At 68.9% G+C, this 21,047-nt stretch carries 20 protein-coding genes; 3 read left to right on the forward strand and 17 right to left on the reverse strand.

Annotation, left to right across the window (positions count from 1 at the left end):
- Window positions 1–21: 21 nt before the first annotated feature.
- The 3 genes from ACIRON_RS11605 (at window position 22) to ACIRON_RS11615 (ending at window position 2,141) form a co-directional block, all read left to right on the forward strand.
- On the forward strand, window positions 22–1,179 hold the full coding sequence (locus tag ACIRON_RS11605; RefSeq protein ID WP_091041292.1) for an acyl-CoA dehydrogenase family protein: 1,158 nt from the start codon (window positions 22–24) through the stop codon (window positions 1,177–1,179).
- A 63-nt stretch (window positions 1,180–1,242) separates the two neighbouring features.
- Window positions 1,243–1,632, forward strand: a complete 390-nt coding sequence (locus tag ACIRON_RS11610) for a helix-turn-helix domain-containing protein (RefSeq protein ID WP_402992458.1) — start codon at window positions 1,243–1,245, stop codon at window positions 1,630–1,632.
- Window positions 1,633–1,679: 47 nt separating this feature from the next.
- Window positions 1,680–2,141, forward strand: coding sequence for a VOC family protein (locus ACIRON_RS11615; protein WP_402992459.1), 462 nt, complete (start codon window positions 1,680–1,682; stop codon window positions 2,139–2,141).
- Window positions 2,142–2,196: 55 nt separating this feature from the next.
- Here the strand turns inward: ACIRON_RS11615 and ACIRON_RS11620 are convergent, their stop codons facing one another.
- From ACIRON_RS11620 to ACIRON_RS11700, 17 genes are all read right to left on the reverse strand, one after another.
- Window positions 2,197–3,105: a hypothetical protein gene (locus ACIRON_RS11620; protein WP_402992460.1), complete on the reverse strand. Its 909-nt coding sequence runs from the start codon at window positions 3,103–3,105 to the stop codon at window positions 2,197–2,199.
- Between the two features lie 146 nt (window positions 3,106–3,251).
- Window positions 3,252–4,358, reverse strand: coding sequence for a 3-dehydroquinate synthase (gene aroB / locus ACIRON_RS11625; protein ID WP_402992461.1), 1,107 nt, complete (start codon window positions 4,356–4,358; stop codon window positions 3,252–3,254).
- A 2-nt stretch (window positions 4,359–4,360) separates the two neighbouring features.
- Window positions 4,361–4,876, reverse strand: a complete 516-nt coding sequence (locus ACIRON_RS11630) for a shikimate kinase (RefSeq protein WP_091041284.1) — start codon at window positions 4,874–4,876, stop codon at window positions 4,361–4,363.
- Window positions 4,876–6,054, reverse strand: coding sequence for a chorismate synthase (gene aroC / locus ACIRON_RS11635; protein ID WP_402992462.1), 1,179 nt, complete (start codon window positions 6,052–6,054; stop codon window positions 4,876–4,878). The genes ACIRON_RS11630 and aroC overlap by 1 nt, the downstream gene beginning before the upstream one ends.
- 45 nt (window positions 6,055–6,099) lie before the next feature.
- Entirely contained in the window at window positions 6,100–6,777 is a 678-nt protein-coding gene (locus tag ACIRON_RS11640; protein WP_402992463.1) for a prepilin peptidase, read from the reverse strand.
- Window positions 6,774–7,637, reverse strand: coding sequence for a shikimate dehydrogenase (locus tag ACIRON_RS11645; protein WP_402992464.1), 864 nt, complete (start codon window positions 7,635–7,637; stop codon window positions 6,774–6,776). Before ACIRON_RS11645 ends, ACIRON_RS11640 begins: the two co-directional genes overlap by 4 nt.
- Window positions 7,638–7,650: 13 nt before the next feature.
- Entirely contained in the window at window positions 7,651–8,979 is a 1,329-nt protein-coding gene (gene mltG, locus ACIRON_RS11650) for an endolytic transglycosylase MltG (protein WP_402992465.1), read from the reverse strand.
- 164 nt (window positions 8,980–9,143) lie between these two features.
- A complete protein-coding gene (ruvX, locus tag ACIRON_RS11655) occupies window positions 9,144–9,614 on the reverse strand; it encodes a Holliday junction resolvase RuvX (RefSeq protein ID WP_402992466.1) in 471 nt (156 codons plus the stop codon).
- Window positions 9,614–12,298 (reverse strand): alanine--tRNA ligase, encoded by a 2,685-nt coding sequence (alaS, locus tag ACIRON_RS11660; protein ID WP_402992556.1) that lies wholly within the window; start codon window positions 12,296–12,298, stop codon window positions 9,614–9,616. Before alaS ends, ruvX begins: the two co-directional genes overlap by 1 nt.
- Window positions 12,299–12,306: 8 nt before the next feature.
- A complete protein-coding gene (locus ACIRON_RS11665; protein WP_402992467.1) occupies window positions 12,307–12,621 on the reverse strand; it encodes a DUF6167 family protein in 315 nt (104 codons plus the stop codon).
- Window positions 12,618–13,175, reverse strand: coding sequence for a hypothetical protein (locus ACIRON_RS11670; protein WP_402992468.1), 558 nt, complete (start codon window positions 13,173–13,175; stop codon window positions 12,618–12,620). The genes ACIRON_RS11665 and ACIRON_RS11670 overlap by 4 nt, the downstream gene beginning before the upstream one ends.
- Window positions 13,176–13,187: 12 nt before the next feature.
- Window positions 13,188–14,513 (reverse strand): replication-associated recombination protein A, encoded by a 1,326-nt coding sequence (locus tag ACIRON_RS11675; protein ID WP_402992557.1) that lies wholly within the window; start codon window positions 14,511–14,513, stop codon window positions 13,188–13,190.
- A gap of 68 nt (window positions 14,514–14,581) precedes the next feature.
- A complete protein-coding gene (locus ACIRON_RS11680; protein ID WP_402992469.1) occupies window positions 14,582–15,574 on the reverse strand; it encodes an ABC transporter permease in 993 nt (330 codons plus the stop codon).
- 111 nt (window positions 15,575–15,685) lie between these two features.
- Entirely contained in the window at window positions 15,686–17,497 is a 1,812-nt protein-coding gene (locus ACIRON_RS11685) for an ABC transporter substrate-binding protein (RefSeq protein WP_402992470.1), read from the reverse strand.
- Window positions 17,498–17,544: 47 nt separating this feature from the next.
- Complete coding sequence (locus tag ACIRON_RS11690; RefSeq protein ID WP_402992471.1) at window positions 17,545–18,543, reverse strand: ABC transporter permease; 999 nt, start codon at window positions 18,541–18,543, stop codon at window positions 17,545–17,547.
- A 230-nt stretch (window positions 18,544–18,773) separates the two neighbouring features.
- The gene (locus ACIRON_RS11695; protein ID WP_402992472.1) at window positions 18,774–19,961 is read right to left on the reverse strand and encodes an ABC transporter ATP-binding protein; all 1,188 of its coding nucleotides are present in this window, start codon (window positions 19,959–19,961) and stop codon (window positions 18,774–18,776) included.
- Entirely contained in the window at window positions 19,961–21,046 is a 1,086-nt protein-coding gene (locus ACIRON_RS11700) for an ABC transporter ATP-binding protein (RefSeq protein WP_091041265.1), read from the reverse strand. Before ACIRON_RS11700 ends, ACIRON_RS11695 begins: the two co-directional genes overlap by 1 nt.
- Window position 21,047 lies beyond the last annotated feature (1 nt).

Raw genomic sequence — 21,047 nt, forward strand, 5'->3', positions numbered from 1 at the left:
ACTCGAGGAGATAGCACCGTCATGCGCCGCACCATCTACACCGAGGACCACCAGTCCTTCCGCGAGACCATCCGCTCGTTCATCGAGAAGGAGGTCACTCCCGTCTACGAGGAGTGGTACTCGGCCGGGATCGTTCCCCACGACTTCTACCTCAAGCTCGGTGAGCTCGGGGTGTGGGGCATCCAGGTGCCCGAGGAGTACGGCGGCGCCGGGATCGAGTCGTTCAAGTACTCCGCCGTCATCACCGAGGAGCTCGCCCGCGCCGGGGTCTCCTTCGGCGGCTCGAGCACCCACGTCGGCCTCTGCCTGCCCTACCTGCTCAAGCTCGGCACGAAGGAGCAGATGGAGCGCTGGATGCCCGGCTTCGTCGCCGGTGAGGAGATGTGGGCGATCGCGATGACCGAGCCGGGCACCGGCTCCGACCTCGCCGGCATGCTCACCTCGGCGAAGCTCACCGAGGACGGCAAGCACTACGTCCTCAACGGCGCCAAGACCTTCATCACCGGCGGCGTCAACGCCGACCGGGTGATCGTCTGCGCCCGCACCGCACCGGCCTCCGCCGACGACCGGCGTGGCGGGATCACCCTGCTCGCCGTCGACACCTCGCTGCCGGGCTATGAGGTCGGCCGCAAGCTCGACAAGCTCGGCCTCAAGGTCTCCGACACCGCCGAGCTCTCCTTCACCGACGTGCACGTCCCGGTCGAGGACGTCCTCGGCGAGGTCGGCAAGGGCTTCTCCTACCTCGGCCAGAACCTCCCCGTCGAGCGCCTCGGCATCGCTGTCGGCGCCTACGCCCAGGCCGCGGCCGCCGTCGAGTTCGCCAAGGCGTACGTCCACGACCGCAAGGTCTTCGGCACCACCGTCGCCTCCTTCCAGAACACCAAGTTCGAGCTGGCCGCGTGCAAGGCCGAGGTCGACGCCGCCGAGGCCGTGGTCGACCGCGCGATCGAGGCCGAGGATGCCGGCACCCTCACCGCTGCGGAGGCCGCTTCGGCCAAGCTGTTCTGCACCGAGGTCGCCCACCGGGTCATCGACCGCTGCCTCCAGCTCCACGGCGGCTACGGCTACATGAACGAGTACCCGATCGCCCGCCTCTACGCCGACAACCGCGTCAACCGCATCTACGGCGGCACCTCCGAGGTCATGAAGCTGATCATCGCCAAGGACATGGGTCTGTGACCTGCTAGAAGCCCTGCCGAGTCGGCTCGTCATGACGAGCCGACTCGGCCTAGGCTCGGGCACATGACGCCGCGCGAGGACGAGAACCGTCGCCTGCTGCGGGCGCGTGATGCCATGGACCGGCACTACGCCGAGCCGCTCGACGTCGCCGCGATCGCCCGAGTCGCGTACGTCTCCCCCGCGCACTTCAGCCGCCGGTTCAAGGCGGTCTTCGGCGAGACGCCGCACCATTACCTGCAACGCCGCCGGATCGAGCGGTCGATGGCGCTGCTGCGCGACACCGCGACCCCGGTCACCGACGTCGCGCTCAGGGTCGGTTTCACCAGCCTCGGCACCTTCAGCCGTACGTTCCGCGACATCGTCGGCACCTCCCCGAGCGACTACCGCGCCCGGGCCGACAGTCCGGCCGTGCCCGGGTGTGTGGCCCGTGCCTGGATGCGGCCGGCGAGCTGAGCAGTTTCGGAGAAGCGCCTGGCGTTCGCGGCACGCAGACTGGTCACGTGCTGACCAACATCAACATCACCGGAATCTACGTGCTCGACCAGGACGAGGCGCTCGACTTCTACGTCGGCAAGCTCGGGCTCGAGGTCGGCAGCGACGTCGACATGGGCTTCATGCGCTGGCTCACCATCCACCTTCCCGGCGACCCCGACCACCAGCTGCTGCTGGAGGTCCCCGGCGGCTCCCCCGCGCACAGCGACGAGACCGCCGCCCAGCTGCGCGACCTGGTCACCAAGGGCGCCATGGGTGCCGTGGTCATCTTCAACACCGACGACTGCCACAAGCTCTACGACGACCTCTCCGCCCAGGGTGTCGAGTTCACCGACAAGCCGACCAAGCAGCCCTACGGCATCGACTGCGCCTTCCGCGACCCCTTCGGCAACCACATCCGCGCCACCCAGCGCGTCGCCGGCCCGGTCGAGGTCACCGACGAGGACATCGCCCGCTGGTCCGGGGAGTGAGCAGGAGCCAAGAGCCTTGGTACGCCGCTCACCACCCGCGGCACTCGCACCCGTATCAGGAGGCTTCTGCTACCTCGTCCGCGGGCGCGTCCGATCCACCGGAGAGCCACGCCAGGACCGGGCGGGAGTGAAGCAGCGCCACCGACGCCAGCGCGGCCAGCGCCACTATCCCGAGGATCGTCGCGACGAGCGGGTCTGACGGCGCCACGGATCCTGCAGCGTGGCGCACGTAACCGATGGCGACGGCTGCGGACAACACCAGCAGTGCAGGCGCCGGCCCCACCCGCCGAAAGCAGGCCAGCGCGGCGACGAAGGCCGGCAAGGAGAGCGCGACCATCTCCAGGCCGAGGAGCAGCGCGATGTCGCCGCCGATGAGACCCGGGACGAGCAAGGCGAACCACGGCTGTGCCGCCTCGTAGGACCAGTCCACCCTGGCGATGAAGAAGACCGCCACGACCAGGAGGGGAAGCGACCAAGCCAGCGCTATCAAGGCACCGATGGTGACCTGCGGCGGACGACGCAGGTCACGAGGGTTCCCCGGCATCGGTGCCAACCAGCGGTTCACCCCGGGCAGGTGGACGAGCACGATCACGGCCACCGAGATCATCGTCGGGACGACGACTCCCCCGATCTCGTCCACGTCGGGAGTCAGCGACAGGAACGTCACGACGAAGCCAGCCATACATGCAGCAGTCAGGACGGCTCGAGCTGCTGCCGACCGGCGGAGGAGCAACGCCGCGGAAACGACCTCGAGGATGCTGCGAGCAACCACCACGATCGTCATCGTCGCCAGGCTGGTCCCATCGACGACGGGGCTGATGCCGGGCTCCGCGCCGATCAGCAGGACCGGAATCAACTTGAACGGTAGCCCGAGACCCAAGGTGATGAAGACGGTGATCGCGGCGAGAACGACAGGGACCGGGATCGCCGTTCGAACTCCTGTCGTGGCGGCGGGCGGGGTCATGCGCGAACCCTAGGTGACATCGATCGCCGCTGCGCACAGATCCGTCCGATCCCTCGGCTGGCCCATGGCCTTACAACAGGGGATCCGACCTTGTGAACGTTTCACAAGGTCGGATCCCCTGTCATAGCCGGCGCCGTCGCTTTGCGCTACCCGCCGACGACCGCGTACGCCTCCCGCAGCTGCTCCTCGGTCGGCCCGGTGAGGATGCGGGGGTCGGCGAGGTCGTGGATGACGAGGAACCGGAGGACGGAGCCACGGGTCTTCTTGTCGACGCGCATGGCACCGATGAGGTCGTCGAAGCCGGCCTCGACGCCCAGCTCCTTGATGGTGGTCGGGAGGCCGACCTTCGCGAAGGCCGGCGCGTGCCGAGCCGCGACGTCGTCGGAGAGTACGCCGGCGAGGCGGGCGAGCTCGGCGGCGTACACGCAGCCGACCGCGACCGCGTCACCGTGGCGGATCGAGAAGCCGGAGTGCTTCTCGAGCGCGTGCGCGAGCGTGTGGCCGTAGTTGAGGGTCTCGCGGCCGGGGTGGCCGTCGGCGCCGCCGGTCTCCTTCAGGTCGGCGGCGACGACCTCGGCCTTGACCCGGATCGCGCGCTCGACCAGCTCAGCGAGAACCGGCGAGTCGGCGGTGATCTTGTCGGTCTCGTCGACCAGACGCAGGATCTCGGGGTCGGCGATGAAGCCGCACTTGACGACCTCGCCGAGCCCGGCGATCAGGTCGGCCTCCGGCAGGGTCTGGAGCAGCGCGAGGTCGCACAGGACACCGGCGGGCTCGTGGAAGGCACCGACGAGGTTCTTCCCGGCACCGGTGTTCACGCCGGTCTTGCCGCCGACCGCGGCGTCGACCATGGCGAGCACCGTGGTGGGCACGTGCACCACGCGTACGCCGCGCAGCCAGCCGGCCGCGACGAACCCGCCGAGGTCGGTGGTCGCACCGCCACCGAAGGTGACGACGGCGTCGGAGCGGGTGAAGCCCCTCTCCCCCAGCGCCTCCCAGCAGTCGTTGGCGACCGCGACCGTCTTCTGGTCCTCGCCGCTGGGCAGCCCGAGGCCGAGGACGTCGTAGTGCTTCAGCAGCTCCTCGAGCACCGGCTCGGCGTACTCGGCCAGCTCGGCGGCGTAGAGGAACGCCACCCGCTGGACGCTGGTGCCCAGGAGCCCCTGGAGCCGGCCGGCGAGGCCGGAGCCGATGACGACGTCGTACGCCGCGGCGCTCTCGACCCTGATGACGGTGCTTGCGGGGTCAGTCACTTCTACTCCGTGGTGTTCAGCGCGGTGAGGGCGGTGGCGAGCTCGGCGGCGACGTCGTCGGCCGAGCGGCCGTCGGTGTCGACGACCAGGGTCGCGACCGACTCGTAGATCGGTGCGCGCTCCTCCAGGAGCGTCTTGATGCGGCCGCGTACGTTGCCGAGCAGCATCGGACGGCCCGAGCCGAGCCCGACCCGCTTGACCGCATCCGCGACCCCGACCCGCAGGTAGACGACGGTGTGCTCCTTGAGCAGGATCTGGGTCTGCTCAGCCAGGACGGAGCCTCCGCCGAGGGAGACGACCCCGTCGTGCTCGGCGAGCGCGGCGGCGACGGCGTCAGCCTCGACCGCGCGGAAATGAGCCTCGCCCTCGTCGACGAAGATGTCCTGCACGCTCTTGCCGGCGGCCGCGGCGATGTCCTCATCGGTGTCACGCAGCGCAACGCCCAAACGGGAGGCGAGCAGCGCCCCGACGGTCGACTTGCCCGCGCCCATCGGGCCGACGAGCACGACAGCCGGCATCACGAGTACCTCAGGTTCTCGAGGTAGGCCTTGGCGTTGCGCGCCGTCTCGGCGACCGAGTCGCCGCCGAACTTCTCCAGCGCCGCCTCGGCCAGCACGAGCGCGACCATCGCCTCGGCGACCACACCGGCGGCGGGCACGGCGCAGACGTCGGAGCGCTGGTGGTGCGCGACCGCCTCCTCCCCGGTGGCCACGTCGATGGTGCGCAGCGCTCGCGGCACGGTCGCGATCGGCTTCATCGCGGCGCGCACCCGCAGGATCTCGCCGGTCGACATGCCGCCCTCGGTGCCACCGGAACGCCCGGAGGCGCGGCGGATCCCGTCGGCGGAGGGAACGATCTCGTCGTGGGCCTTGGAGCCCGGGGTCGCGGCGAGCTCGAAGCCGTCACCGACCTCGACACCCTTGATCGCCTGGATGCCCATCAGCGCACCGGCCAGGCGCGCGTCCAAGCGCCGGTCCCAGTGCACGTGGGAGCCGAGGCCCGGCGGCAGGCCGTGGACGACGACCTCGACGACGCCGCCGAGGGTGTCGCCCTCCTTGTGGGCCTCGTCGATCCGGGCGACCATCTGCTTGGAGCCGTCGGGGTCGAGGACGCGCACCGGGTCCTCATCGAGCCGGGAGACATCCTCGGGCGAGGGCACCTCGTGGCTCGGCGTACGGACTCCGCCGATCTCCAGGACGTGCGAGACCAGCCGGACGCCGAGCGCCTGCTCGAGGAAGGCCGAGGCGACCGCGCCGAGCGCGACCCGGGCCGCGGTCTCGCGGGCCGAGGCACGCTCCAGGATCGGGCGGGCGTCGTCGAAGTCGTACTTCTGCATCCCGACCAGGTCGGCGTGACCGGGCCGAGGCCGGGTCAGCGGCGCGTTGCGCGCCTGCTTCTCGAGCACCTCGGGCTCGACCGGGTCGGAGGCCATCACGGTCTCCCACTTGGGCCACTCGGTGTTGCCGACCTCGATCGCGACCGGACCGCCTTGGCTCTCCCCATGGCGTACGCCGCCGGTGATCCGCACCTGGTCCTTCTCGAACTTCATCCGGGCACCGCGGCCATAGCCGAGCCGGCGCCGAGCCAGGGCATCAGCGATGTCGTCAGAGGTGATCCGGACGTGGGCGGGCAGACCCTCCATCACGGCCGTCAAGGACGGACCATGGGACTCGCCCGCAGTGAGCCAACGCAACATGACGCCAGTCTTTCATCCCCGTCACGCAACCCTGTGCACCCGGGCTCAAAGCGAGACGGTGAGCGCACCCACGAGCATGCCCAGAATCATGAACGGCCCGTACGCGAGGGGCTCGCGCATCGCCGTGCGTGAGCGCTGCGCGACGGCGCGTCCGATGCCCCAGACGCCGAAGATCGCCAGCCCGGCCCAGAGCCCGACCGCCAGCGACTCCCAGCCGAGGCGGCCGAGGACCAGGCCGACGAGCGCTGCGAGACGTACGTCGCCGAAGCCCATCGCGTGCGGCACCATCCGCCACAGCAGCCAGAACACCGAGCGCGCGATCACCAGCCCGGCAAGGGCACCGAGGGCCGCCTGCGTGTCGCGGGTCCAGAACCACTCGGCGACGAGCAGGCCGAGCCCGACCGCGGTGGCCACCAGGATCGGCACCTTCGGCAGCCGCTGGACGCGCCAGTCGACGTAGGCGAGCAGCACGCACAGCGGTAGCAGCGGCACCAGCGCCACCATCAGCCGTGAGGGCTCCACCCACCAGGCGAGCAGCCCGGCGAGCACACCGGAGACGGCTACCGCCAGAGGTAGGAGCGGCGCCCAGCCGGCCACGGTGGCATAGGAGAGCGCCGGTGGGTCGTCGACCGGCTCGGGGAGACGGCGAAGCAGTGCCGGCACGCCGAGAGCGAGCAGACCGGCGACGGCCGCACTCACCAGCACGACCGCCCCGGAGCTCATACCGAGATGGGCTCCGCGCTGGACTCTCTACTGGCCAGCGCCTTCTCCCCTGCTGCCCGCATGGCGGCCAGCGGCGCCGGACGGCCGGTGAAGAGCTCGAACTGCAGCACCGCCTGGTGCACGAGCAGGTCCAGGCCACTGACGGCCACGCCGGGCGTGACCGAGAGCAGCGGCGAGGGCCACGGGTCGTAGACGACGTCGAAGACGACCGGCGTCGACGCCCAGCGGTCGACGAGCTGCGGGGTCTGCGCCTTCGCGGGAACGGTGGAGACGACCACGTCCGCGCCACTGGTCACCGATTCCGGGCCAGCCGCCTCCAGCGGCAGCACCGAGACGACCGGCTTGCTACGGTGACGCGAGATCATCTCGATCGTCTCCCCCGCCGTGCCCGGGTTCCGGGCCAGCAGCGTGATCCGCGAGGCACCCAGCTCGGCGAGCGCGAGCCCGGTCGAGGCCGCCGTGGCACCGGCACCCAGAACGACACCGTGCGAGCAGGAGAACCCGTCACCGGCCCGCTCCCGGATCGCCGCGACCGCGCCGGGCAGGTCGGTGTTGTCCCCCACCCAGCCGTGCGAGGAGCGCACCAGGGTGTTGACCGCCCCCACGAGCCGCGCCCGCGGCGAGATCGACCGAGCCAGCTCGTACGCCTCCCGCTTGAGCGGCATCGTCACCGACAGCCCACGCCACCGGCTGGGCGGCCAGTCGCCGCCGAGGTCGGCGACATAGGAAGCCAGACCGCCGGCAGCCACCCGCGTGGAGGTGTAGGACCAGTCGGGCATCTCCAGCTCTGCGTACGCGGCTTGGTGGAGGGTCGGCGAGAGCGAGTGATCGATCGGATCACCCAGGACAGCACACTTCACTCAGGTCTTCCCCTCAGCAGCTCTTGGACTCGGTTGCGCAGTAGTCCTTGTACTCGGCCTTGAACTTCAGGAACTGGTCGTAGTTCTTGGCGAACTTCGTCTCACCGGTCTTCAGGTTGACGGTCACGTAGTAGTACCAGTCACCGTCCGCCGGATTGAGCGCGGCCTGGATCGCGTCGTCACCCGGCGCTCCGATCGGCCCCGGAGGCAAGCCCTTGTTGGTGTAGGTGTTGTAAGGCGAGTCGACGGACTGCACGTCGACGCCACCGAGCTCGGTGCTTCCAGACTTCCCGAGCGCGTAGTTGACCGTCGCGTCGATCTGCAGGAAGCCCGCCTGGCCGGCCGTGCCGGGGTTCTCGACACGGTTGTAGATCACCCGGGCGATCTTGGCCATGTCGTCGCCGCGCCCCTCGGCCTCGACGAGCGAGGCAACGGTCATGATCTGCTCCGGTGTACATGCCTTGCCGCCGCCGCACTTGAGCTGCTTGGCGCGCGCCTCGATGTCGTTGTCGCCGAGCGCCTGCTCCCACCGGTCGACCATCATCGCCAGCATCTCGGTCGGCGTCGCGTCGGGCGGGAAGGCGTACGTCGCCGGGAACAGGTAACCCTCGACGTTGCCCTCGGCGTAGTCGGGCAGACCGATCGCCTCGGTGTCCTGGGCGGCCTTCTTGAAGTCGGCCGGCTTCTTCCCGGTCTTCTCGGCGAGCACCTTGTAGATCGCCTTGGCACGCGACCCCTCGGTGATGGTGACGTTGACCGTGTCGATGTTCTCCGGGTTGGCGAGGATCTCGACGGCGTCGGCGGCCTTCATCTGCTTCTTCAGCGGGTAGAAGCCGACCTGGACGGTCAGCCCCTCGGCGTTGGCCGCCTCGATGAAGGCGTCGACGGACTTCACCACGCCGACCTCCTTCAGGCTGCGCCCGACCGCCGAGACCGAGTCACCCTCGTGCACCTCGAAGGAGACGGGGTCGGTGCCGGGACCGGCGTAGTCGGCCGGAGGGGCGACCATGTCCCTGACGTAGTCGATCGCCCGGTCCCCCACGAAGTAGAACCCGCCGAGGACCACCGCCATGGCCACCAGGACGGCTAGGCAGCCACCGAAGCGTCGCTTGCGCTTGGGCGGCTTCTCGTCGAAGTAGGGATCGTGATCTGCGGGGCCATCCTCGAAGAACGCCGGCTGCTGCTGATAGGTCGGCCCGCCGTAGCCGCCCGGACGCTGCGGCGGCTCCTGCCGGCCGTAGCCCGGCGGGGGTGTCCCGGCACCGGGCACCGGACGCGGCCCCGGGCGTCGGCCCGGCTGGCCCTGCTGCGGAGGCAGCTGACCCGGCAGCTGACCCGGCATCTGACCCTGCCTCTGGCCGGGCATCTGCGGCGGCATCCGGCGCGGGTCTCGGGGATCCTGCGGCGGCTGCTGCCGCGGCGGGGGGCCACCGCGCGGATCGCGACCATATGACCCCTGGCCAGGGCGACGTGGGTCGCGCGGGTCCGGGGGGTAGTAGCGCTCACTCAATGACCGACCTCAACGATCTCTCCAGGCGCGGTCCCCGAAGCGCGCTCACTGTCCAATGCGTGTTGCAGGATCACAACCGCCGCGGCCATGTCCACCACGGCTCGGCGGTCCTGGCCCTTGCGACCTCGGTCTCGGAGCATAGCCTCCGCGGAAACGGTTGTAAGTCGTTCGTCGACGAGGCGTACCGGGACCGGAGCCACTCGTCGCGCCAAGGACGCGGCGAAGTCCCGGACCTTAGCAGTCGCCGGGTTCTCCCCTCCCTTGAGGGACCGGGGCAGCCCGACGACCACCTCGAGCATCATCGACTCCTCGGCGATCTCGGCGACGATCTCCTGCAGACGCGCCAGGTCTCCGCGGCCCTTCTTGACCGTCTCGAGCGGCGTCGCCAGGAACCCCGTGGGGTCACTCCTGGCGACGCCGATCCGGGCGTCGCCAGGATCGAGACCGAGGCGCACGCCGTGGCGCATCAGGCTTGCGCGACCAGCGTCGCGACCATTCCGAGCGCGGTGTCGATCTTGGAGACGTCGCTGCCACCGCCCTGGGCGAAGTCCGGCTTCCCGCCGCCACGACCGCCGACGACCGGCGCGAGCTCCTTGATCAGGTCACCCGCCTTGACGCCCCTGGCGATGCCGGCCGGGTTGACCGCGGCCACGATCGCCACCTTGTCGTCAGCGTCGCCGACGAGCACGACGGCCGCCGGAGCCTCACCGAGCCGGGAGCGTACGTCCTGGGCGAGCGTGCGAGCGTCGCCGCCGCCCACCCCCGGGACCCGCTGGGCGACGAGCTGGACGCCGTTGACGTCGACCGCGGAGGCCGCGATCGAGCCACCGGAGGCGAGCAGCTGTGCCGTACGCGCCCGGGCGATCTCCTTCTCGGCGGCCTTGAGCCGCTCCATCAGGTCGGAGACCCGGCCGACGACGTCGTCGGACTTCGTCTTGAGCAGCAGGTTGAGCTCGGAGACCACGTCGCGCTCGCGGGCGAGGTAGTTGAAGCCCTCGACGCCCGTGTAGGCCTCGATGCGCCGGTTGCCGGAGCCGACGGAGGCCTCCGAGGTGACCACGACGGTGCCGATCTGAGCGGAGTGGTCCACGTGCGTGCCACCGCACAGCTCACGCGACCAGGGGCCGCCGATCTCGACGACCCGCACCTTGGTGTCGTCGTAGGTCTCGCCGAAGAGCGCGATCGCGCCCCACTCCTTGGCCTGCGGGAGGGTCATGTAGTCCCAGGCGACCGGCAGGTCGGCCCGCAGCGCGTTGTTCGAGACCTCTTCGATCTCGTGCATCTGCTCAGGGGTCAGGCCCTTGGTCCAGCCGTAGTCGAGACGCAGATAGCCGGGGCGGTTGTACGAACCAGACTGCAGCGCGGTCGGGCCGAGCACCTCGCGCAGCGCCGCGTGCACCACGTGGGTGCCGGAGTGGGCCTGGCGAGCTCCGAGACGCCACTCGGGGTCGACCTGCGCGTGCACGAGGCCGCCAGCCGGTCCACGCGCAGAGAACTCACCGTCGACGACGCGGACCTGGTGCACGACGAGGCCCTTGACAGGCCGCTGCACGTCGACGACCTCGAGCCGGCCGCCGTCGAACTCGATGATGCCCGCGTCGGCGGACTGGCCTCCGGACTCGGCGTAGAACGGGGTGCGGTCGAGGACGATCTCACCGATCTCATCGGGGCCGAGCACGTCGACCCGCTTGCCCTCCTTGAGAAGAGCGATCGGCTTCGACTCGGTGTCGAGGGTCGTGTAGGCCTGCCAGTCGGTCGGACCGTTGCTGTCCAGGATGCCTCGGTAGACCGAGACATCGGCGTGCTGACCCTTCTTGGCGCGCGCGTCGGCCTTGGCCCGCTCCCGCTGCTCGGTCATCAGACCGCGGAAGCCTGGCTCGTCGACCTCGAGGCCCGCCTCGGCGGCCATCTCGAGGGTCAGGTCGATCGGGAATCCGTACGTGTCGTGGAGCTGGAACGCCTTGGCGCCCGTGAACGTGGTGGAGCCGCTCGACTTCACCTCGGTCGCGGCCAGGTCGAAGATCTGGGTGCCGGCCGCGAGCGTCTTGCGGAAGGCCTCCTCCTCGGAGTCCGCGACCCGCTTGATCCGGTCCCAGCCGGTGTGCAGGTCGGTGTAGGTCTCCCCCATCTTGTCGCGGGAGATCGGCAGCAGCTCGGGCATCGCCGGGTCCTCGTAGCCCAGCAGGCGCATGTTGCGGATCGCGCGGCGCATCAGCCGCCGCAGGACGTAGCCGCGGCCCTCGTTGCCGGGGGTCACCCCGTCGCTGATCAGCATCAGCGAGGAGCGCACGTGGTCGGCGACGACCCGGAAGCGCACGTCGTCCTCATAGGAGGCGCCGTACTTCTTCCCGGTCAGCTCCATCGCCTTCTCGATGACCGGGAAGACCACGTCGGTCTCGTACATGTTCGACTTGCCCTGCATCAGGTAGGCGACGCGCTCGAGGCCGAGGCCGGTGTCGATGCCGGTCTGGGCGAGCGGGCCGTCGATGTCGACGTCGTACTTGGACCGCGCCGCGACGACGTTGTCCTGCATGAAGACGAGGTTCCAGAACTCCAGGTAGCGGTCACCGGCGTCCCAGTCGCGGTCGGCACCGAACTCCGGGCCCCGGTCGATCAGGATCTCCGAGCACGGACCACCCGGCCCGGGCACGCCCATCGACCAGTAGTTCTCGCTCGGGGGCAGCCGGACGATGCGGTCGTCGGGCAGGCCGGAGATCTTCTTCCAGAGCGCGACCGCCTCATCGTCGCCGTTGAGCACCGACGGATAGAGGGCCGACTCGTCGAAGCCGAAGCCACCGTCGGCGACCGACTTGGTGACCAGCTCCCAGGCGAGCGTGATCGCGCCCTCCTTGAAGTAGTCACCGAAGGAGAAGTTGCCGCACATCTCGAAGAATGTGCCGTGCCGGGTGGTCTTGCCGACCTCCTCGATGTCGGGCGTGCGGATGCACTTCTGCACCGACGTCGCCCGGTCGTAGGGCGGAGTGGCCTGACCCAGGAAGTAGGGCTTGAAGGGAACCATGCCTGCGTTGACGAAGAGCAGGTTGGGGTCGTCGAGCAGGAGCGATGCCGAGGGCACCACCGTGTGCTCGCCGACACTCGTGTTCTCGGCGAAATGCGCCGTGAAACGGCGGCGGATCTCCGCCGTGCTCAACCACTCCATCAGGGGTTACTGCCTTCCATGTTCTGCCTCGGGTCCTCGGTTGGCCCGTTCAATCCAAGTTTCTGCTGACCGGCACCGTTGGCGCCAATCTGTTTCGGCCCAGCGGTCCTGGCCTCGATCCACTCGCGCAGCTCGAGCTCCTTCTCGGCCTTGCCGGTGGCCAGCTCGTCGCGGAAGATCCGCGCGCCGACCCCGAGCGCCTGGGCACGGTCGCGCAGGCCGTCGGCGGTGAACGCCTCGGCGGCCCGCCGCCCCTTGACCACCGCGTACACGCCGGCGCCCGCGCCGACCACGAACCAGATCGCGCCCCTCATCGGGAGTCCTCCATACGTACGTCCTCGTCAACTGCCGCGCGCTGGCGCGCACGGTATTCGCGCAGCGCCTCGCGCATCTCGCTCTTCCGGTCCTTGCGTGCCCGCTTGACCTCGCGGTGCATCTCGTAGCGGATCTTGAACCGCACCTCGGGCGAGAGCGCCCGGCGCACCCCGTGGACCAGCGCGACACCGTGCACCACGGTCTCCCGGAACACGGCGTCCGCGAAGGCGGGTGCGGTCAACGTACGCTGCACCACCTGCTCCACCTCGGCAGGCTCGCCGTCCTCCCCGAGGGAGGTGATCACATACTCCCTCTCGGCCAGGTCCCGGCGCCGTCGCCGACCGACCGGCTCGGGTGGGGTCAGCCGCTTCTCCAGCGCCTCGAGCCGCTCGCGCAGCTCGGCCTCGCTGGCCTCCGTCTCCTCGAGCCGGCGCCGCGCGCGGCGGCGTGCCCCGAGCGCGAGCAGCACGGCCGCCAGCGAGATGAGGACCAGGACCCCCACCGCCGTCAGTGTCGCCACCAGCGCCCACGCGGGCATGCTCGAGTTCGTCATGGTGCGCCTACCCTATCCATCCTGGCCGCGCACGATTTTCCGGACACGCTCCCAACGTTCCTTCACTCCGGCCTCGGCTCCGTGGGTGGTCGGCTGGTAGTACACCGCGTCGGCGACCGTGTCGGGCGCGTACTGCTGCGTCGCGATGCCGAACGGCTCGTCGTGGGCGTACTTGTACGCCTTCCCGTGCCCGATCTTCTTCGCACCCTCGTAGTGGGCGTCGCGCAGGTGCGGTGGCACGTTGCCGATCTTCCCTGCCGCGACGTCGGCGCGGGCGGCGAAGATGGCGTTGGTGACCGCGTTGGACTTCGGCGCGACCGCGAGCGCGATCGTCGCGTGCGCCAGCGTGAGCTGCGCCTCCGGCATCCCGATCAGCTGCACCGTCTGCGCCGCGGCGACCGCGGTCTGCAGCGCCGTCGAGTCGGCCAGGCCGATGTCCTCGGAGGCGAGGATCATCAGCCGGCGGGCGATGAAGCGCGGGTCCTCCCCCGCCTCGATCATCCGCGCCAGGTAGTGCAGGGCGGCGTCGGCGTCCGACCCGCGCACCGACTTGATGAACGCGCTGACCACGTCGTAGTGCTGGTCGCCCTGCCGGTCGTAGCGCACCGCCGCCTGGTCGACGGCGCGTTCGGCAGCCTCGAGGCTGATCTCGCCCTCGGTGGCCGCTCCCGCGGCCGCCTCCAGATAGGTCAGCGACCGGCGCGCGTCACCGCCGGCGAGGCGTACGAGATGGTCGAGTGCCTCCTCGGAGATCGTCACCGCACCGCCCAGGCCACGCTCGTCCTCGAGCGCCCGCAGGAGTACACCGCGGATGTCGTCGTCGGTCAGCGACTCCAGCCGCAGCAGCAGGGATCGGGACAGCAGCGGCGAGATCACCGAGAAGAACGGGTTCTCCGTGGTCGCGGCGACCAGCGTGACCCAGCGGTTCTCGACACCCGGAAGCAGCGCGTCCTGCTGCGCCTTGCTGAACCGGTGGACCTCGTCGACGAAGAGGACGGTCTCCTTGCCGGTGGCGACCAGCTCGGCGCGGGCCGCGTCGATCGCCGCGCGGACCTCCTTGACCCCGGCCGAGACCGCGGAGACCTCGACGAACCGGCGGTCGGTGGAGCCGCTCACGATCGAGGCGATGGTCGTCTTCCCGGTACCCGGCGGCCCCCACAGCAGCAGCGAGAGCGACTGTCCGCCCTCGACCACCTGGTGCAGCGGCGACCCGGACGCCTTGAGCGAGCTCTGACCCACGAGCTCCTCGAGCGTACGCGGCCGCATCCGCACCGCCAGTGGCGCGGCCGCATGGTCACTGTGGCTCAGCGACCCGCCACGCGAGGCGCTCGCCCCCATCTCGAACAACCCATCCACACGCCAACCCTAGTGGCCGGCACCGACAGACTCAGCCGACAGGGGTGGGGTCAGGTGAGGCGTACGCGTGGGTCGAGCACGCTGTAGAAGAGGTCGACCAGGAGGTTGGTGACCACGATGATGAGGGCGGAGATCAGCGTGGTCGCCTCGATGACCGGCAGGTCGCTCTGACTGACCGCGTTGAGCGCCCGCAGACCCAGGCCCGGGATACCGAAGATGAGCTCGGTGAAGATGGTGCCCGTCAGCAGCGCCCCGAAGTCGATGCCGAAGATCGTCACGATCGGCACGACGGCCGCGCGCAGCGCGTGCTTGTTGACGATCCGGCGCTCGTGAAGGCCCTTGGCGCGCGCCGTGCGGACGTAGTCCTGGTTGAACGCCTCGATCATCGACCCGCGGGTGAACCGGGCGTACTTGGAGGAGTTGACCAGGCCGAGGGCGAGCCAGGGCAGCAGCAGGCCCCATGCCCATTTCAGCGGTGAGTCGGTCAGCGGGTGATAGCCCTCCTGCGGGAAGATCCCGGCGCTGACCGCGAGATAGAGGAAGGCGAGCAGGACGAACAGGTAGTACGGGATCGACTCGATCACCAGCGTCGCGCCGATCACGGTCTTGTCCGCCGAGGTCCCTCTGCGTCTTGCCGCGAACATCCCGATGGGCACGCCGATGAGCAGGATCGTGACGCCGGCCCCGACCGCGACCGAGACCGTCGGCCCGATCCGGTCCTTGATGTCGTCCCAGACGTTGACCCGGTAGATGAAGCTGACCCCGAAGCACGGGGCCTCGCAGTCGTACGACTCGGAGCCGAAGGCGATCTCGCGGCCCTGGAAGATGCCGGTCATGTACTCGGTGTACTGAACATGGAGCGGCGCATCCAGGTTGAGCGCCTCCCGGATCGCGTCCTGACGCTCCGCGGTGCACTTGGGCTCAGGGCACATCGCGTCCGCCGGGTCGCTCGGGCCATAGGTGAAGAGCGCGACGACCGCCACCGAGATCACGAACAGCACGAGCACTGCCGAGATCAACCGGCGTACGACAAAACCGATCATGGGACGGAGGTCTCGCTTCCTAGAAGTTGTCCACGGGCGCTTGCCCGGCGTTGCGGTGTCCTATGTGTGGGTCCGGCCGGCGTGGGGTGCGCCCACGCCGGCCGGATCAGCTCACTTGAGGTACATGATGGAGAAGCTCGGCATGCCCTTGACCGGGTCGTTGACGACCCCGCCGACCTGCGAGCCCTTGATGAAGGCGTTCGCGTCGTAGCCGGCGTTGATCTCGACCATGTAGGTCTCCTGCATCCACTTGTCGAACTCGCCCCAGGCCGCGGGAACCTTGTCGGCGTCCATCTTCAGGATCTCGGCCTGCTTCGCGTCGGCGTCGGCCTCCTTGAAGTTGGTCGGGTTCGGCATGCCCGGCTTGTTGGCGTTCGAGCCGATCCACTGCGCCGGGAACCACGAGCCGCCCGAGGGCCAGTCGGAGCACCAGCCGCCGTAGCGGAGGTTGATCGGAGCGTCCAGGTTGCTCTCGTCGTCGCGGTACGTCTCGTCGGTCGAGGCCACCGGGGTCGCCTTGAAGCCGGCCGCCTCGAAGCCCTTGACCATCTGGTCCTTCTTGGCCACCGAGTTCTCGTCGTCACGCTGGTAGTGCCACTTCAGCTCGAAGCCCTCGGCCCCGGCCTCCTTCAGCAGCGCCTTGGCCTTCTCCGGGTCGGTGGTCTGACCGTCCTGACCCTTCGGGTACTGGTACTCGACGCGGCCCGCGGTGCCCGGGGGAAGCAGCGAGGTGCCGGGCTGGATGGTGACGCCGACGATCTCGCCGGAGGCCTTCCAGGCAGCCTGGTAGGGGTAGGCCCAGCTGATCGCCTCGCGGACCTTCTTGTCCGTGATCTTGGTCTGGTCCGGACGGTACATGTAGGTGCACGGCGAGGTGCCCTCGATGAGGTTGTCCGGCGCGCTCTCCTTGATCGACTTGTAGGTCGGAGGCGTGACGTCGTCGTAGGTCATCATCGCCTGCGCCGCGCCCTTGTCACCGAGGATCTGATTCTCGAGCTTGGCGGTGTCCTGGGCGAACTTGAAGTCGAACGCGTCGGCGGCCTGGATACGGCCGGGGTCGGAGTCGGCGTCCCACTGGTCGTTCTTGACCAGCGTCAGCGAGGTGCCGGGCTTGTAGGACTCGAACTTGTAGGGGCCGGTCGCCATCGGGTGGCTCTCGTAGGCCAGCGGGTCCTTGTCCTTGGCCTTCGGGATCGGCGAGAAGACCGGGAACGAGGCGTAGTAGTCGAGCTCGGGGAACGGCTGGGCCAGGTGGATGATCACCTTGTTGCCGTCGGCCTCGACGCCGTCGTAGTCCTCACCGCCGTACCAGCCGGCGCTGGCGTCGTAGTCGGGGAGCTTCTTCAGCTCGGCGTCGGTGTCCGCGAACGGGCCCTTGTACTTCTGGCCGTCCTTGAAGAACGTCGTCTGGTACGTCGGGCCGTCGGTCAGGGTGTCGATCGCGAAGGAGCGCTTGATGCCGTAGACGACGTCCTCGGCGGTGACGTCGGTGCCGTCCTCGTACTTGATCCCGTCCTTCAGCGTGAAGGTCCAGGTCAGACCGTCCTCGGAGGCCTGACCGAGGTCGGTGGCGAGGTCGGGGACGAGAACGGAGTCGCCGCTCTTCTCGTCGTAGACGTACTGGGTCAGCGAACGGGTCACCAGGCCGGACATGATCGCACCGGAGTCGGTGTAGTAGGTCCGGGTCGGGTCGAGGGTGTGGGGGGCGTTGTTGGACAGCACGGTGATCGTGCCACCCATCTTGGCGTCGGACGGGACCTCCAGCGGCCCCTCGGCCGTGGCGTCCTTGCCGGCGCCGGCGCCGCCGCCGGCCTTGAACTCGCCGGCCGGGTCCTCGCCACCGCCGCCCCCGCCACCACAAGCCGCGGTGAGCGTCAGCGCAGCGATCGCACTGGCGGCGATCACTGTTCTCTTCAATCGCATCGTAGGTCTCCACCTTCCATGGTTGATGCCTCTCTCCGACGACGTGCTCACCGGAAAGACTTGGGGTCGAAGGCGTCGCGGATGGCGTCTCCGAGCAGGTTGAGCGCGAAGACCAGGACCACGATCCCGACGATCGGCGCGTAGAGGTACAGGGGGTATTCGTCGAACCAGCTCTGGGCGCGCAGGATCGTCTGCCCCCAGGACGGGCGCCCGGTGACACCGACGCCGAGGTAGGCCAGCGTCGCCTCGGCGGCGATCGTGGCCGGCAGGCTCAGCGAGAACGAGACGACGATCGGCGCCACCAGGTTGGGCAGCAGCTCCTTGAACAGGATCCGGTGGGTCGGCATCCCGAGGACGTGCGCGGCCTCGATGAACTCGCGCTCACGCAGCGAGATCACCTCACCGCGGATCAGCCGGGCCAGGCCCATCCACCCGAAGATCGAGAGGATCACGATGAGCGCGATCAACGAGGCGTTGTCGAGCATCGTCGGGTTCTCCCGCCAGCGCTCGACCAGCATCGGCGAGATCGCGATCGCGACCAGCAGGAACGGCAGCGTGAGGAAGAGGTCGATCACGAACGTGATCACCCGGTCACCCCAGCCGCGGCTGTAGCCCGCGATCAGGCCGAGGACCACGCCGACGACGGTCGAGACGACCGTGGCGATCGTGGCGACCAGCAGGGACGTACGCGCGCCGTAGAACCACTCCGCGAGCAGGTCGTTGCCGGAGTTGGGCTCCAGGCCGAGCGGGGCCTCCCAGGTGAACCCGTAGTTGGGCGGTCCGATCACGGGGTAGTTGAACGAGTCGGTGTCTGTCACCGGGTCACCGGCACGCACCTCGACGCCGAACAGCTTGCACAGCAGCGGCGCGAAGATCGCGATCAGGACGAAGAGCAGCACGATGCCGGCACAGATCATCGCGACCTTGTCCGAGAGGAGGCGGTCCATGGCGATCCGCATCGGCGAACGGCCGGCGACGTCGCCATTCCTCGGTTCCGGATCGACCTTGGGGTCAGGACCCTGGATCAACACTTCGGACACAGTCATACGCTCGGATCTCCGTTCGATGCCAAGGCTCGGTACGCCCAAGAACAGACCACTTCGCGCAGCCCCGAGCCGGCGCGCTGATCAAGTTATGCCAAGTTGCAGCGGTTCGGGCGGGACTACAGATAACGGTTCGATACCGACGGTGACGTGTGACACATACGAAACAAAGACGGTCCGCAGCCATAGGCTGCGGACCGTCTTTCGTAATCTCGCCGAGACGCGGGAGATCCTCAGGCGCGACCCCGCGAGTTGTTCGCCAGGTCGTACCAGGTGTCGGCGTAACCGGGACCGTCGCCGGGGACCTCGGCCGGGCTGGCGCCCGGGTCCGGTGCACCGAACTCGTCGACGCCGAGGAGCGGCGCGGTGATCGGCTTCTCCGGGTGCTGGTGGATCTCACCCGGGAAGTGGCAGGCGACCTTGTGCTTCTTGCCGATCTGCAGCAGCGGCGGCTCGACCACGGAGCAGATGTCCTTGGCGATGGCGCAGCGGGTGCGGAAGTGGCAGCCCGAGGGCGGGTTGATCGGCGAAGGTACGTCGCCCTCCAGCCGGATCCGCTCACGTCGACCGCCGACGGCGGCCTGCTTCACGTCGGGCACGGCCGAGAGCAGCGCCTGGGTGTAGGGGTGGTGAGCCCGCTCGTAGATCGACTCGCGGTCACCGATCTCCACGATCTTGCCGAGGTACATCACCGCGACCTCGGGGCAGAAGTGGCGGACGATGGCGAGGTCGTGCGCGATGAACAGGAAGGAGATGTCGAACTCCTTCTGCAGGTCCTGCAGAAGGTTGATCACCTGAGCCTGGATCGAGACGTCGAGCGCGGAGACCGGCTCGTCGGCGACGAGCAGCTTCGGCTGCAGGGTCAGCGCCCGGGCGATGCCGATGCGCTGGCGCTGACCGCCGGAGAACTCGTGCGGGTAACGGTTGTAGTGCTCCGGGTTGAGACCGACGACCTCGAGCAGCTCCTGGACCCGGCTGAGCACCTTGTTCTTCGGCACCATGTTGTGGATCCGGAGCGGTGCGCCGATGATCGAGCCGACGGTGTGACGCGGGTTCAGCGAGGTCGACGGGTCCTGGAAGATCATCTGGATCTCCCGGCGCATCGGGTGGAGCTGCCGCCCCGAGTAGTTGGCGATGTCGGTGCCCTCGAAGTTGATCGATCCTTCAGTGGGCTTGTAGAGCCGCGTCACCATCCGCCCGGTGGTGGACTTGCCACAGCCCGACTCACCGACGAGGCCCAGGGCGGTGCCCTTGGCCACCTCGAAGGAGACCCCGTCGACGGCCTTGACGTGTCCGACCGTACGCCGGATCACGCCGCTGCCCTTGACCGGGAAGTGCATCTTCAGGTTCTCGACCGAGAGCACCGTCTCGGTGCTCGCCGGCGCGACCGAGGCCGCAGTGGCAGTCGTGGTGTCGCTCATCAGTCCTCCACCAGGTCAGGGGCGATCTCGGGCAGGATCTCTGCCTCGTAGACCTCGTCGGCATTCTTGATGTGGCAGCGCCTGATGTGGTTGCCACCGCTCTTGGCAGGGGTGAGCTCGGGCAGCACGGTCCTGCACAGGTCGCCACCCACCTTCGCCACGTGGTCGCAGCGCGGCTCGAAGGCACATCCCGGCGGCGGGTTGAGCAGCGAGGGAGGGTTGCCCCGGATCGGGATCAGCTTGGCCTCGGTCGAGGCGGTCAGATCCGGCACGCTGGAGAGAAGACCCCAGGTGTAGGGCATCTCCGGGTTGGTGAGGATCTCCTTGCACGGGCCGTACTCGACCGCGCGGCCGGCGTACATCACGAGTACGTCATCGGCCATCTCAGCCACGACACCGAGGTCGTGGGTGATGATGATGACCGCTGCGTCGAAGTCGCGCTGCAGGTCCTGGAGCAGGTCGAGGATCTGCGCCTGGACGGTCACGTCGAGAGCCGTGGTCGGCTCGTCGGCGATGAGCAGGCTCGGGTTGTTGATCAGCCCCATCGCGATCATCGCGCGCTGACGCATACCGCCGGAGAACTGGTGCGGGTAGTCGTCCACGCGACGGTCGGGCTGCGGGATGCCGACACGGTCGAGCATCTCGATGGCGCGCTTGCGCGCCTCCCTCTTGGTCACGTCGTTGTGGACCTGGTAGGCCTCCATGATCTGGTTGCCCACCGAGTAGTAGGGATGCATCGCGGAGAGCGGGTCCTGGAAGATCATCGCCACGTCGCGGCCGCGACGCTTGCGCATGTCCTCGTTGCTCACCTTGAGCAGGTCGACGCCGTCGAGCATGATCTCGCCGCTGAGGATGGCGTTGGTGCCGCGGTGCAGCCCCATGATCGCCGAGCTGGAGACGGACTTGCCGGAGCCGGACTCGCCCACGATGCCGAGCGTCTTGCCACGCTCGAGGTCGAAGGAGAGGCCGTCGGTCGCCTTGACGATGCCGTCGGAGGTGGAGAAGTGAACCTTCAGGTCCCGCACCGAGAGGAACGCGCCGTCCTTGGCCAGCGTCGTCTCGGGGGTCTTGGAGAGGTCAGTCATG

Source organism: Nocardioides sp. NPDC101246, assembly GCF_044767415.1.
GTDB lineage: Bacteria > Actinomycetota > Actinomycetes > Propionibacteriales > Nocardioidaceae > Nocardioides.

Bases quoted from the DNA above. Each gene is read 5' to 3' on its own strand.
- ACIRON_RS11665 (WP_402992467.1), bottom strand. From the start codon at position 12,621: ATGAGGGGCGCGATCTGGTTCGTGGTCGGCGCGGGCGCCGGCGTGTAC.
- ACIRON_RS11640 (WP_402992463.1), bottom strand. From the start codon at position 6,777: ATGAGCTCCGGGGCGGTCGTGCTGGTGAGTGCGGCCGTCGCCGGTCTG.
- aroC (WP_402992462.1), bottom strand. From the start codon at position 6,054: ATGTTGCGTTGGCTCACTGCGGGCGAGTCCCATGGTCCGTCCTTGACG.
- ACIRON_RS11670 (WP_402992468.1), bottom strand. From the start codon at position 13,175: ATGACGAACTCGAGCATGCCCGCGTGGGCGCTGGTGGCGACACTGACG.
- ACIRON_RS11700 (WP_091041265.1), bottom strand. From the start codon at position 21,046: ATGACTGACCTCTCCAAGACCCCCGAGACGACGCTGGCCAAGGACGGC.
- ACIRON_RS11680 (WP_402992469.1), bottom strand. From the start codon at position 15,574: ATGATCGGTTTTGTCGTACGCCGGTTGATCTCGGCAGTGCTCGTGCTG.
- ACIRON_RS11685 (WP_402992470.1), bottom strand. From the start codon at position 17,497: ATGCGATTGAAGAGAACAGTGATCGCCGCCAGTGCGATCGCTGCGCTG.
- ACIRON_RS11695 (WP_402992472.1), bottom strand. From the start codon at position 19,961: ATGAGCGACACCACGACTGCCACTGCGGCCTCGGTCGCGCCGGCGAGC.
- mltG (WP_402992465.1), bottom strand. From the start codon at position 8,979: ATGCCGGGTCAGCTGCCGGGTCAGCTGCCTCCGCAGCAGGGCCAGCCG.
- ACIRON_RS11620 (WP_402992460.1), bottom strand. From the start codon at position 3,105: ATGACCCCGCCCGCCGCCACGACAGGAGTTCGAACGGCGATCCCGGTC.
- ACIRON_RS11690 (WP_402992471.1), bottom strand. From the start codon at position 18,543: ATGACTGTGTCCGAAGTGTTGATCCAGGGTCCTGACCCCAAGGTCGAT.
- ACIRON_RS11610 (WP_402992458.1), top strand. From the start codon at position 1,243: ATGACGCCGCGCGAGGACGAGAACCGTCGCCTGCTGCGGGCGCGTGAT.
- ACIRON_RS11605 (WP_091041292.1), top strand. From the start codon at position 22: ATGCGCCGCACCATCTACACCGAGGACCACCAGTCCTTCCGCGAGACC.
- ACIRON_RS11675 (WP_402992557.1), bottom strand. From the start codon at position 14,513: ATGGGGGCGAGCGCCTCGCGTGGCGGGTCGCTGAGCCACAGTGACCAT.
- ACIRON_RS11630 (WP_091041284.1), bottom strand. From the start codon at position 4,876: ATGCCGGCTGTCGTGCTCGTCGGCCCGATGGGCGCGGGCAAGTCGACC.
- ruvX (WP_402992466.1), bottom strand. From the start codon at position 9,614: ATGCGCCACGGCGTGCGCCTCGGTCTCGATCCTGGCGACGCCCGGATC.